The sequence below is a fragment of the Rheinheimera sp. genome (assembly GCF_037442525.1).
GTDB lineage: Bacteria > Pseudomonadota > Gammaproteobacteria > Enterobacterales > Alteromonadaceae > Pararheinheimera.
In genome coordinates, this window is record NZ_JBBIQD010000001.1 from 38205 (window position 1) to 51200 (window position 12996).

At 52.6% G+C, this 12996-nt stretch carries 9 protein-coding genes; 2 read left to right on the forward strand and 7 right to left on the reverse strand.

Going from position 1 to position 12996, the window contains the following annotated elements; translation table 11 throughout:
* Window positions 1-53: 53 nt before the first annotated feature.
* Window positions 54-968 carry a cation diffusion facilitator family transporter gene (locus WKJ03_RS00190; protein WP_337840132.1) on the reverse strand — a complete coding sequence of 305 codons (915 nt, stop codon included), beginning with the start codon at window positions 966-968 and terminating at the stop codon, window positions 54-56.
* On the opposite strand from WKJ03_RS00190, the gene WKJ03_RS00195 reads away from it, so the two are divergent.
* Window positions 960-1181 carry a hypothetical protein gene (locus WKJ03_RS00195; protein WP_337840133.1) on the forward strand — a complete coding sequence of 74 codons (222 nt, stop codon included), beginning with the start codon at window positions 960-962 and terminating at the stop codon, window positions 1179-1181. The genes WKJ03_RS00190 and WKJ03_RS00195 overlap by 9 nt on opposite strands.
* A gap of 35 nt (window positions 1182-1216) precedes the next feature.
* Window positions 1217-1768, forward strand: a complete 552-nt coding sequence (locus tag WKJ03_RS00200) for a transglycosylase SLT domain-containing protein (protein WP_337840134.1) — start codon at window positions 1217-1219, stop codon at window positions 1766-1768.
* On the opposite strand, the gene WKJ03_RS00205 is transcribed toward WKJ03_RS00200, so the two are convergent.
* From WKJ03_RS00205 to WKJ03_RS00230, 6 genes are read right to left on the reverse strand one after another with little or no spacing between them, the layout of a single operon-like run.
* A complete protein-coding gene (locus WKJ03_RS00205) occupies window positions 1694-2758 on the reverse strand; it encodes a glycosyl hydrolase family 8 (protein WP_337840135.1) in 1065 nt (354 codons plus the stop codon). The two genes, WKJ03_RS00200 and WKJ03_RS00205, sit on opposite strands and share 75 nt — an antisense overlap.
* A complete protein-coding gene (bcsD, locus tag WKJ03_RS00210; RefSeq protein ID WP_337840136.1) occupies window positions 2742-3254 on the reverse strand; it encodes a cellulose biosynthesis protein BcsD in 513 nt (170 codons plus the stop codon). The genes WKJ03_RS00205 and bcsD overlap by 17 nt, the downstream gene beginning before the upstream one ends.
* Entirely contained in the window at window positions 3247-7401 is a 4155-nt protein-coding gene (locus tag WKJ03_RS00215) for a cellulose synthase subunit BcsC-related outer membrane protein (protein WP_337840137.1), read from the reverse strand. Before WKJ03_RS00215 ends, bcsD begins: the two co-directional genes overlap by 8 nt.
* Window positions 7394-11779 carry a UDP-forming cellulose synthase catalytic subunit gene (gene bcsA, locus WKJ03_RS00220; protein WP_337840138.1) on the reverse strand — a complete coding sequence of 1462 codons (4386 nt, stop codon included), beginning with the start codon at window positions 11777-11779 and terminating at the stop codon, window positions 7394-7396. Before bcsA ends, WKJ03_RS00215 begins: the two co-directional genes overlap by 8 nt.
* A 22-nt stretch (window positions 11780-11801) precedes the next feature.
* Complete coding sequence (bcsQ, locus tag WKJ03_RS00225) at window positions 11802-12581, reverse strand: cellulose biosynthesis protein BcsQ (protein WP_337840139.1); 780 nt, start codon at window positions 12579-12581, stop codon at window positions 11802-11804.
* The gene (locus WKJ03_RS00230) at window positions 12578-12982 is read right to left on the reverse strand and encodes a hypothetical protein (protein WP_337840140.1); all 405 of its coding nucleotides are present in this window, start codon (window positions 12980-12982) and stop codon (window positions 12578-12580) included. Before WKJ03_RS00230 ends, bcsQ begins: the two co-directional genes overlap by 4 nt.
* Between the last annotated feature and the right edge of the window lie 14 nt (window positions 12983-12996).

A 12996-nucleotide genomic window follows, 5' to 3' on the forward strand; every position in this document is an offset into this window, starting at 1 on the left:
GCGGCCAGCCCACAGCAGGTACAGCAGCAGCGCGCTGCGCCTGCTCTGCACTCTTAATGATCGCGGCAGGCTTCTGCAGCAAACTCAAATTCGATCGTCGTATGTTGCAGCCGGTAAGGCGCCAACAGCTCGCGGATTTGCTGTTTGTATGCAGGCAAGTCCGGATGTTCGGCCACAGTGAGCACCAGGTGGGCCGTTAACACATGCTTTTCACCATCCAATGACCACAAATGCAAATGATGCACCTCGCTGACAAAATTCAGCGCCTGCAGCTTCTCTTCAAGTTCCTGTGTCAGCGCCGGGTCCGGCGATACCTGTAAAAACAGGCCAAAGGTGCGGCGCAGGTTGCGCCAGACATTCAGTAAAATAAACAACGTAAAACCTATACTGAGCAACGGGTCTATCACAGCCCAACCGGTCAGGTAAATCAGTAAAGAGCCTACTAACACTGCCACCCAACCAAAGACGTCTTCCAGCAAATGCCAGGTCAGCACCTGTTCATTCTGAGTTTTACCCAGCCGTAATTTCAGCACAGCAGCGCCATTCACCAACACCCCCAACACAGCCAGCGCCATCATACCTGGCGCATGGGGTAACACCGGGTCCCAAAGCCGCGGCACAGCTTCGTACAAAATCCAACAGCTGCCTAACACCAGGATCAGGCTGTTGACCAGAGCACTGAGTAAGGACCAGCGCCGGTAGCCATAGCTATACCTTTGATTGGGTGCTTTGCCAGACACTTTGGCAGCAGCCCAGGCAAACGCAATGGCCAGGCTGTCTCCCAAATCGTGCATTGCATCCGCCAGAATCGCCACACTGTTGGTTAACAAGCCACCGATCAGCTCAATGAGGCTGAAACTGAAGTTCAGCCAGAAGGCAACGGCGATATTGCCCGTTTCAGAGCCGTGATGGTGCCCATGGTGGGAATGGCCGTGAGAATGAGAATGACCTGAGTGATCATGGGGCATAGCATCTCCCTGCAGTTGTCTTCAGTACTTTATTCGGGCTGGCTGTCAGGTTACCTCAGTCAACCAACAGCTGTCAGCAGCAAAGCCAACAGAAAAATCACTGCACAGCTGAAAAAAATGCGTGAGGCTGGTACAGTTTTGCCAATCGCTTCCGATACAGAACAAGAACTTCAGATCACACTTCTCTTATGCGCACTTTATTCAACTGCTTGAGCCTTTGCTGTTTTATTTTTCCATTACAGGCCATGATGTCGTATGACTACGCAGCCTGGGCAGGCCACAACAAAGACGGCAGCTGGACCAGACAATTGGAACGCTCTGTTCAGCAATCGAAATTACCTCAGCTCAAACCTGCGGATATCACGCAATTTTGTCCGGCTTACCCCAAACTGACCTTGCATCAGCGCAGTAAGTTTTGGGTGGGCTTGTTGTCTGCGATGGCTAAACCTGAAAGTAATTTCCAGCCATTGACCCGCTATCAGGAAAAATTCCGCGATGGCAAAGGCAAACCGGTGATCAGCCGCGGTTTGTTGCAAATCTCGCAGGAAAGTGCCAACCAGCCACGTTACAGTTGCAACATCACAAAGGCAGAGCAACTGCATGATCCGGCTATTAATCTAAGTTGTGCTGTACGAATTATGCAGAAATGGGTGCAAACCGATGGCCAGATCAGCTCGTCAGACTGGGGAACTCAGGCGAAAGGCGCAGCCCGTTATTGGTCGGTGTTAAGGCCCGCCCGGGGGCAATTGCCGCAGATCCGTCGTTTTACCAGTCAGTTGCCCGTGTGCAGGGCCAGTTAATACAGACTGCGCAGCCAGTTTGCTTAGCATCAACAGCGAGGCGGCGTAGTAGTCGTCTTCCGCTTTCAGTTGGGCCGCAATAAAACTGCTGTCGCCATGCAGCAATGCCTGCACAGCTTTAATTCCGCTGGATGCAGGGTAATTGGCTTTTTCTCCGGATTTCACATCCACCCAGTCTGCAATCACCTGGCCTTGTGGCCAGAACGCCAGAAATGGCTGCTTCAGCTCGGGAGTTAAAGCCCTGCCCCACACGAAATACATGGGGATCCGTACTGCATCGTAACTGAAACGGCTTGGTTTTTCCGGCGTCGGTGAGACTTTGGCATCCTGCTCGAGGCGGATCCAGTCTGTTGGTAATTTCAGTTCGCCAAAGCGGCATAAAGCCAATAACTTCTGGCCATCGCGCACCAGAGCCTGCCACTGCAGCTCTGGCTCCAGCTTGGCGAAATCATTAAAGGCAGGGATCACCCAATAGGACAAATTGATATCCACATAGTGGTCAGAATCAAAACCTGACAAGCCAGGCAGCAACACCGTATAACCGGCAAACTGACGTATCAGTAACTGATGGATATCGCGACGGATTGCCGCAGAAGCTGCAGCGTAATTCGGGTTTTTCCAGCGCTGTGCCGCTTTGTGCAAGGCCCAGGCGATCAGAATGTCACCATCACTGGCGTTGTTCGGATCTGTGACTGCAGGCAAAGACTGACTGTCATAGCGCCAGGAAAATAACCTGTTGTCTTTTCTGGCGAGATTTTTTCGGGTCCAGCGCCACATGGATTCAAAGGTCTGCGGATCATCATTGGCCTGGGCAAACAACATGCCCCATCCCTGCCCTTCGGAATGGCTGATTTTGTTAAAAGTGTCGACAACACGGCCTTCAGGGGTGACAAAACGTTGTTTGTAACCTGACCAGTCTGCCGAAGTATCAGCCAGGCATGACATGGACATCAGCAGCAGACCGGACAGCAGACTAATTAGGCCAGGCATGGTGACCCGGATGATCCTGCCGGCTTTTTCCATAAACAAATTCAAATAGACCTCCGGCTTCTGCTTTGCGCATTCTGACCTGGACATCGGGTTTCCCACCCAATGACACCAACCAACTCTGATACAAACCTTCCAGCAGCGCACTGAACAACCGCGCTTCCAGCCTTTCCTGCCCGGCATCGCCATACGAAGGCAGCGGAAAGGCACCGTGGCGCAACAGCAGACTGCTGTCCAGCACCTGAATACGCACCCAGCCCCACTGAAACTGTTTCAGCACCCCATTGATGGAACGCTCAAGCTCTTCAATGCTGTTGTACAGCGCCAAAGGATAGTCTTTTGCCAGCCGCTTGCCCATCTGACGTAAAAAGGAATCGGCACCAGCTTCCCCGGCGGTCTGTACAATTTCAGCAATAAAAACCCGCACAAAGGGGATCCAGGCCGCCTGAGTTTGTTGGCGGAAAAAATAATCTACAGTTATATCCGCCTGATCAGTCATTTGTCCCTCCCACCAGATACTTCATATATAACCGGATCACCGACTCGTTGTATTCACCAAAACTGTCGTACGCCAGCTGTCCACCAAACTTCAGATCCGGGCTGGGTCTGTATTCACCATTTAAGCCAAAACTCATGCCAAAACCAGATTTGCTGGAGGCGGCATAACCTGCCTGATCAAAGGCACCAAGTGCATAGAATAAATCCAGTGCGGCCTGTGCTGCTGCATCGGTCGGGAACAGACTGTTGCCATCTTCGCTGTAGCTCTGAAAGCCAGGTGCAAACAACAGGTTATAACTCCAGTCGTTCACTGTAGCACCATAACTGACAGGAAACGCCACACTGACATAATCCTGCGGGCTGAAGTAGCCACCATGGCCAAAGGTAAATTTGCTCAGGTTTTGATCGAAGCTGTTGTAGCTGACATGAATACCTAACTGCAGCTGCTCATCCGGATCACGCACCGGGCGGTAATATGCACCGACCTCTGCCGCTTCGGATCTGTTGGACGCCACATTGTCGCCATCGTACTTATGTTTGGACACCGAGCCATAAGCCCCGGCGGCCCCGTTGTCAAAGTTCAGCCCCAGACTGCCGCCCGTTTTGGTCACGGCCCCCCAACGCTCACCGCTGACATGGTCCACAGTGCCAGCGTAGGACAGCAGGCTGTCTTTGACTGCACGGCGTTCGCCCTGCAGCACGACCCGGGTGTTTTTGGCAATTTCCGGCTGCACTTTCAGGCCACCGACCACATTGGTTTTATCAAATCCCAAAGGAGTGGTTCCCACATCAGCACTGAGCAGATCACTCTTATAACCCACCGCCAGAGCGACCCCTGAATTGCGCTGAGTCTGCGGGTTGCCTGTGCTGATGGCCAGGGTATCCAGTTGGTTCTGTGCTGCGGCGATCAGGCTTTCCAGCCTGGCCCGGCTTTCCCTGAACGCTTCAACGGAGGATGAATCCAGCGTAATAGTGGATGCACCATAGTTTTCGTTTAGAAACTCGTCAATCAGTTCAAGCTGACTGGATGTCAGGTTGCGGGCTGTCAAATCAAAGGTCTGAAATAAATCAATAGCGGCAGCCCGGTCAAAGACGGTTTTAGCTGCTGCTGTCACGGCCTGAAGACGTGCTATCTCAGCTTCTGTTGTATTCGGTGCAGTTTCGGCAGCGTCAGAAACCTTTTTCGCACTTTCGTAGGCCACCCCCAAATCATCAATATCATCCAGTACATCCCCCAGTACTTCCATTCGCGCACTTAACCCGCTGGAAGCATTGACCACGGCACCACGGCCAAACAGGTTGATGTCGTTTTCTGTTTCCACTGTGCCTGAGTTCAGCGACACCGGAGTGACACTGGCCTCGACCCGGCCCCCTAACAGGCCGGTAGACAGGGTGATCGGCGTTTCAACAGCAGCCAGGCCTGAGGATCCATCCGCGCCTTCGCGCACCCGAAGGACGACATCGGTGTCAATCCGGGTTTTGGTGTCCTGCTCAATCGCCACCAACATGCTGTCAATTTGTTCAAACAGGGACGCCGACGGATTACGGACTTCAGCACTCTGAATATCGGCAACCCCAGGCTGACCAGGCAGCCATTCTGGCCTGCTGTTGCGGGCAAAACTCCGTTTCTGTTTCCGGTCACGGAACGGATTGTTTTCTGTCTCAGCAGTCTCACGGAATGGGTTAGAGGAAGGGCTTGTTTCCGTCTGTCCCCAGACCGCCGTATTCTGATACGCCAGTTTGCGGGCTTTGACCAGCAGCTCTGTTGCCCTGTCATGATCGCCTTCCGCCTGAGCAACCCTGGCGGCCAGCATCAGCCATTCTGGTTGCTGGTTGCTATTCCAGTCCAGTTTGTTTAACAGCTGACGGGCGCGCTCCGGGTTATTTTTTTGCAGCGCCAGTTCGACAGCCCCTGACAGCGCCTCTTTGCTGTCGGGTTTGAGTCTGAGTACATAGTCATAAATCTGTTCAGCTTCGTTGGTCTTTTTGCCATCCTGGTAAAGCCGAGCCATGGCCAGCAGCAGGCTTTCGTCTTCCGGAAACTCACGCAGATGCGCCGCCAGCAAATCGTACGCCAGCGCCAGTTGACCATCCGTTCTCAGCGCATCCGCTTCCCTGACGGCCAGTCCTCGTTGCAACTGATCAAACTGAGCTTTGTCGGTCTGGCTGAGGTCGGATCTGAGCATCAGCTCCGACAACAAGAGTTTGGCCTGCCGTGCATGACCGGTTTCATTCAGCACTGTGATATGGCTCAGGTACTGAGACGGAGCATCGGTCATGCCACGCATCAAATCCATTTCAACCACCTGATACGCCAGGCCCGACTGACCACTTTTTAACAGCTCAGCAGCCAAGTCGCCGGCTGCACCTGCACTCATTGAGCCCTGCTGCATCATCTCTGTGATCAGTTGTTGTGCGTGGTCCTGATCCCCTGCCGCAGCGCGTTGCAACACCCGGCTTAATTTAGCCCGCGCAGCCGCCTGTACTGCCAGCTCCCGCATGGCAGCCGTCTGCTGAGCGGCTGGCACCGACGCCATAATTTGCTCCACATCGCGCCAGCGTTGCTGCTCACTGGCAAACATAGCTGCAGCAAAGCGGGAATCTGCGTCCGGCTGACTGAGCAAGGGCTCAATGACCGCTCGGGCCCTCGCCGGTTCCCCCTGTTTCTGCACCAGCCGGGCCAAATCCAGCCGGACCCATGGATCGTCCGGGGCCAGCTTTAACGCCCGGCGCAGGCTAATTTCCGCCAGTAAATCGTTGCTGTTGGCCGCATCCGCGCGTAACCGCTGCACTTCAGGCTGAGACAAGCCGGCAATCTGACCACGTTCAGCTTCAGACAACTGAGCCGCTAAACGTTCGGCCTCTTCCCAGCGCCCCATACTTTGCAGTACGCCCACCAACCCCAGTTTGGCCGCTGTATGGGACGGTTTTTTCTGTAACACAGCCGCAAAGGTGGATTTCGCCTGTTCCAGCTGTCCTTGTTTTTGTTGCAGCTGACCAGAAACCACCTGCGCCTCCAGATCAAAGGGGGCCGGGAATTTGATTAAAGCCGCGACTTCGGTTTGTGCCTGCTGGTAGTTTTCCTGATCGGTCAGTTGTTGCACCCTGGCCATCCGGCTGTAAAAATCAGCCGACAGATAAGCCTGACGCCAGTTGTTACTTTTGCCGGGCGCCATTGCCATGGCACGACCAAGGGTGTCTTTGGCCTGACTGAACTGCTGCTGTTTCAGACGAATTAAACCAATACCGGCCAGCGCATCAGCGTCGTTCTGGTTTTCGGTCAGCGCTTTGCGAAAATAACTTTCAGCCTGGCTGAGCCGGTTAGCATCCAGAGCCCGGTAGCCGAGAGTCCGGCTATTTAACACCGCCGCCGTGGATCCAGACTTGGCCTTTTCCCTGAAGTAGTCCATCACTTCAACATCGTCCGGGAACTGCTGGTTGTACTGTTCGTACAGGTTTTTATCTGCAGCTTTGACATCGAGCCACAGCAGAGCCTGACGCCAGTTGCTTCGGGCTGTTTCAGAACCTGGCGCCAGCTCGGCCAGCATACGGATCCCCTGCCTGCGACTGCCTTCGTCATAACTCAGCACCTGAGCATAGGCCAGCCGGATACTGCCGGATGCCGGACGCAGTTCGTGCAACTGCTTCAGCTCTTTTTTGGCAACCGCCAGACCTGCCGGTGTACCGGCTAAGGTCAGGTAATACTCAGCCGCTAAATCCTGGGTGGGTGTGTCACTGCCAAAGACCTCTTTGTAACGCGAAATTGCCAAATCGTATTGGCCTGAGGCGGCCAGACGGCGCGCTTCACTCAAAGTGGCCGGGTCAATTTGCCGGGCCACCTGCACAGCTGTCAGCTCTTTTAAACGGGGATCCAGTGGTGACAGGCTGGCCAGCAACCCTGACCATTTTTTTAACTCGGCTTCGTTGTTGTCACGCGCCGCCAAAACCCCCATCCGGTAAATCGCTTCCAGGTTATTCGGGTCTGCGGCCAGAATTTTTTGCAGCGCGTCGCGGGCCAGATCGCTGCGGTTGCGTTCCTGCCAGAAGTCTGCCTGCTCAAACAAGCCACCAAAACTGGTCTGGTCGTCGGCGGCAACGGCCTGTCCCAACAAACAAAAGGTGAATACAGCCAGCATTGATCTATTCATTTATCCCGGATCCCATCTTAATTCTGTACTCAGCCCGTTGTTTTAATAATGGATACAAAATAGCGGCCCCCGCAAAGGCCGCTAAGGCAAGGCCTATCACCATAAAAATAATGTGCTGGCCAAAAAACCAGCGCAGCTCCATATGCCAGGGCATGCGGCCAACCGCAATTTGTTCGCCGACTCTGGCACTGCGTACCTTGCCGTCTGAATCCACCAACGACATGTCCCACAATACTTCACTGCTGACCAGCGGCTTGTTCAGTGATTCGATCAGTTGAGGTAACTGAGCAGAGGTTTCAGCCGCCACTACAACCACCACACGCTCCTGATCAACAGGTGACACAAAACTAAACAGCCCCTGCACATTTTGTGTGCTGTCCAGCACTCGGGCCGCCGCTTTGGTTTCTCTGGTCCAGTCACCTTTTAAAAACCACAACACATGCTCCAGAGTGCTGTAGGATTTTACCTGCAGCCGGTCACGTTGCACTTCAAAGGCACTTTGATTCAGTATGTGCGATTTTTTTAGCTCTTTAAAGTTTGAAATAACAAGTAAATCATGGCCTTGAAGATCTTCAGTGTAACTCAGGCCGGTTTTTACACTGAGTTCCAGTGCCGGGTAGCCTGTATCACGCCCCATCCGTGCAGCCAGTTCAAACAAGGTTTCAATTTCTTCATTGCCAGGCTGGGCTGGCAATAACACCACGGTTTCAGAGAGATCAGCCCGGCGCGTAAACGGAAAACCAACACCAACGAAATAAGATAAGTTTGGCAATTGCGTAAAGTTTTTCGCCGCAGTCAAATCGATACTGGAATCACCGTGAATACGGCCGGTGATTTCTTTAGGTACATTCAGATCACAGCCGGTCGAATTCACCGCAAAATGATGGTACAGCCGCAGTTTGTTTTCACCATAAAGTAAATAAGGCGGAATACGCAACCTGGCACTTTCCTGTCGGATGTCCCGGCCCAGCCAGCGGTTCAACGTGGCCCAGACACCGGTCTGGTTCACCGGTAAAGACGCGAGGTAACGGCCATTTAATGACACATCCAGTGATGAATTGCGTTCATCCAGCCAGTCGCCTTCCGGAAAGTTATACTTGATGGTCATTGGAATGTATTCACCATCCCAAAAAAACAGATCCGGCGATGCCCGGAAATTCAACTCCACCGGCGAATGGAACAAGCCATGGCTGGCCAGCTGAGATTCCTGCAAGAATTCAGAAAACTGCACGGCTCTGTGTGTGGTGGTCCAGCGGGGCACTTCATAGGCTTGCATCAGATCACGGCTGACTTTTTCGGCCTTGACCACTGTACCTTTGAGTGCCGAACTGCGGGTGACCAGATAAGTAGCGGCAGTTTTCAGCTCTTCCGGCGTGCGGCCCATCACCAGCAGTAATTTGTAAACAGGGCTTAATGGGTTGTCAATTAACCGCAGTTCCGGCCCCTGGATCCTGGGCAAGGTCAAGCCCTGAATACGCTCATCCGGCGTGACAAACACAATGGCGTTTTCCATCGGGATCAGGTTTCGCATCACTGGGAAACTCAGATTGCGGTACTCCGCCACCCGGCCAATGTACGATGCGACTATGGCACCACTGGTCAGCGTCGCCACACTGGCATTGACCGGCAGCACCACAGGCACTGACACCCGGTTCATCGCCCCTGGATTAAAAAAGGGTTCAGGAAACCTGGCCAAATCCGGACTGACCGGAAGGCGCTGCACTGACATACTCAAGGAAGAATCGCGCTGAACCTTGATCCAAATTTCTTTGGACAACTCGTTCTGACATTCCTGCACAGTACGACCGGTCAGACGGAAGCCAAGATTGTTGGTGCTCAGCACCAGCGCCGGCTCAATGGCAATATCCACTTCCAGGGACTTGGCATTAAAAGGCGACAACTCCACCGTCTTCAGCAACTGTCCATTCAGCACCACATCAAGAAAACTTTCATCTTCAAGCAAAGCCTCGGAATAATTCAGTTTTAACTTCAGCTGGGCACTGCGGACAAATTCATCATTACGTAGCGTGAAATTCAGACCCGATGCCGTGTTATTTCCAAAAAAGTAAATGTCTTCCAGCGCGCCGAGATCTTCAAAAGAGTAGATTTCAGTGCGGCTGTCCCACACCTTATTGCCTTTGGCCATCACGACTGGTTTTTCAGCCAGGGTGACAGGCGCACTCAGCGCCTGGTTTGACAGAATGACAGCACTGACTGCAATCACCACTAACAATGCCAGTCTGGCTTTCCAGCCGCTGAGCGGACGGGCGGCACCTTCGGCTTCATACTCCCTTTCCTTTTTCTTCACTATGGATTCCTGGAATAAACCGGCAATGGAGCGCATCACCCGAAAGCAAGATAATAAGATGTTATTGTCTTTGTGCTCGGTGTAGCTGGGTAACCAGGCATCCGCGCGGCCCATCACCACTTTGACCAGTTCGCGTCGCTGCGCAATAGGCAAGTCACCAAAGCTGAAGCGGATACATTCTTCATCCCTGTAGATGGTATCGACCGGGAACACCATCGCGGTGTTATTCAACGAGATCTCAATATCACGGATCTGTTCGTTGTCTTCCTGCTGGGTCACATTCTCCACCTGGGCGCCCCCCATCGATAAATTCATCGACTTGGTTTTACGGGTGTGACCAGATTCCAGATGCAACACTACCGGCAATGAAATATCCAGACGGACTGTCCGCCGCACCTGTTTCATTTCACGGGCCACAGCGACGGAAGCAAACAACATAATGCAGCTGAAGCCGGCCCAGAACAGGTTCAGTGCCAGCACTTTAGGTTCAATATTGTAATACTCATTCCAGATAAGCTGCACGATGCCGGACAACACACCACAGATCAGCAGCACCAGGGTAAACAAATGTGGTTTGACAATGTCGTAGTCAAAATAGCCGTTTTCCAGTAAACCGCCTTTTTCGGTCACATTGAACTTGCCTTTGCGCGGATTTAACAGGGTGGCGATGGTTGGCAGCACCAGATGGAACGACAGCACAGCCTCGTAAATTTCGCCCCAGAAGGTGTGCCTGAAACGCCCCTGCAATCGAGAGTTGGTGTAGGTGGTAAATAAGAGGTGCGGCAATGCATAAGCCAGAATCATTTCTGGTGAGGCATCAATAATGTTCTGACCAAATAACAGGTAACACAGGGGGGCGGTTAAAAACACGATACGGGGCAAGGCAAACAAAAAATGCATCATGGCGTTGAGGTAACACAAACGCTGGGGCAAGGTTAATCCTCTGCCCAACAGTGGGTTGTCCATCCGCAGGATCTGGATCATGCCCCGGGCCCAACGCGCACGCTGACCAATATGCAATGCCAGACGTTCAGTGGCCAGCCCGGCGGCCAGCGGCAAACCCAAAAAGGCGGAATTCCAGCCCCGTCGCTGCAGTTTCAGCGCCGTGTGAGCGTCTTCTGTCACTGTTTCTACCGCAAAGCCACCAATTTCCTCAATTGCACTGCGTCGTATCACAGCACAGGAGCCGCAGAAAAATGCGGCATTCCAGAAATCGTTGCCTTTTTGCACCGGGCCGTAAAACAATTCGCCTTCACGCGGAATTTCATTGCCCGTGGTCAGGTTCCGTTCAAAGGGGTCTGGTGAGTAGAAGAAATGTGGTGTCTGCATTAATGCCAGTTTTGGGTCTGTCACAAAAGCCCCCACTGTCGCCTGCAAAAAAGCTCTGGTTGCTACGTGATCACAGTCAAATATGCAGATCAGCTCACCGTCTGTCAGCCGGATGGCATTGTTCAGATTACCCGCTTTGGCGTGTTTATTGTCATCACGGCTGATATAGCCGACGCCAGCAGCTGCCGCAAAAGCACCAAATTCAGCGCGCCGACCGTCATCCAGAATATAAATTTTCAGTTTGTCGCGTGGGTAATCAATATTTTGCGCCGCCAGTACTGTGTCTTTCACCACATCCAGGCTTTCGTTGTAGGTTGGAATGTAAACATCTACGGTGGGCCAGGCAGAGACATCATCCGGCATGGGCACGATGCGGCGCTCCAGCGGCCAGATGGTCTGAAAGAAGCCCAGCGTCAGGATAATCCAGGCATAAAACTCAGCCAGCAGTAAGCCTATGCCAAGAAAACCTTCCAGCAGGCTGTCAAACACCAGGGTTTCTGTGGTACGCCAATACAGGTAACGGGTGGAGACAATGACACACATCAACAGCATGACCATATGAGTCCAGTGGTTTTTGATGCGAGCCACCAAAATCAACAACACACCACAGGCCAGACCAAATAAGGTTTGACTGCTCAAGTCCAGAGGGGTGGTCACGATCACGACAGCCACCACCAACCAGAAGATAAATGCCAGCACACTCAAGGTCGTCGAGGGCGCTTTAGAGTCTCTGTTCGTCATTTAATCCCTTACGCAACGTTTTTTAAATTGATTTTTTATGCGGATTAAAGATTGCTTTGGGCAATAACCTGTGAAGATTTTTTGCTATTGCATCAAAATCGGCGGCAACAGCAGACGCCTGGGAATATTTGAATACCAGCATCTGATTTGCATTGGCTTCGGCCACAGCCTCATCACGGTGCACTGTTCCCAGTAAAGCCGACCCCAGACGCTGGGTCAGAAATGAAGTGACATCTGCATTCAACTGACTGCGTACATCCACCTGGTTCACAATGTAATAGCAACGATCACGCATATCCTCGCCATACAGATTGCCGGACTCAATTTCCGGCAGGCTGCTCAGTGAGGCACTGTCGGCCAATAGCACATTGAGAATAATAGGATCAAACTGACACAAGGCCTGCATGGCCACAGAATAACCAGGCGCCAGATCCGCTATCACCACCAGCTCTGGCTGGCTGATAAAAGGGGCCAGCCAGGTCGCCAGCAGTTTGGGTTCTTTTGCCAGCGTCTGCTCGTAGTGATCTTTTTCAAATTTTTGGACACGGCCATAAGGCACATAACGCACACCAGACTCAGATTCCCGCACATGATGAGACCATTCCTGGACTGCATTCCAGTCTTTGACATGGCCGGACGAATCGCTGAGTGGCATACCAAAATGTAACCTCAGTGAATTTTGCGGGTCAAAATCAATCACCAGTACCCGCAAGCCTAAACGCTGTAACGCGTGTGCAAGATTGGCCGTCAGCGTTGTTTTACCCACGCCCCCTTTTGGAGATGCCACACAAATTAAATTCATGCACCTATCCGTTCTAATAATAATGATAACGGACTGGCTGGCTCTTTTTCTGCAGCTGGTGCCGGATTCTGCGTTTTAAGAAATAAATGGGACAAGTCGCGAATGGAACCGTCTCGGGCTGTTCCATGCAGTTCATTCACTGATTCAACCGTACTTAACCGTTGAACAGGGCTGCCGGGCTCACTGCGCCCGACCACTTTGTCACCATAAGGGTAGGATGCGGCGTCCGCATTCGGGGCTCTGGAAAATTCAGCCGTTTCCCGGTCAAATGACGCCACCTGATTGATTAACTTCCAGCGGGAATTGCCCGGAATAAAAGCAGCAGATTCAAAGCTTCGGTAGTTAAAATTTTGCGCGCCAGTTTTTGTCACGAACTGCAACACATCATCATAGTGTTCCATGATACCTCCTAACA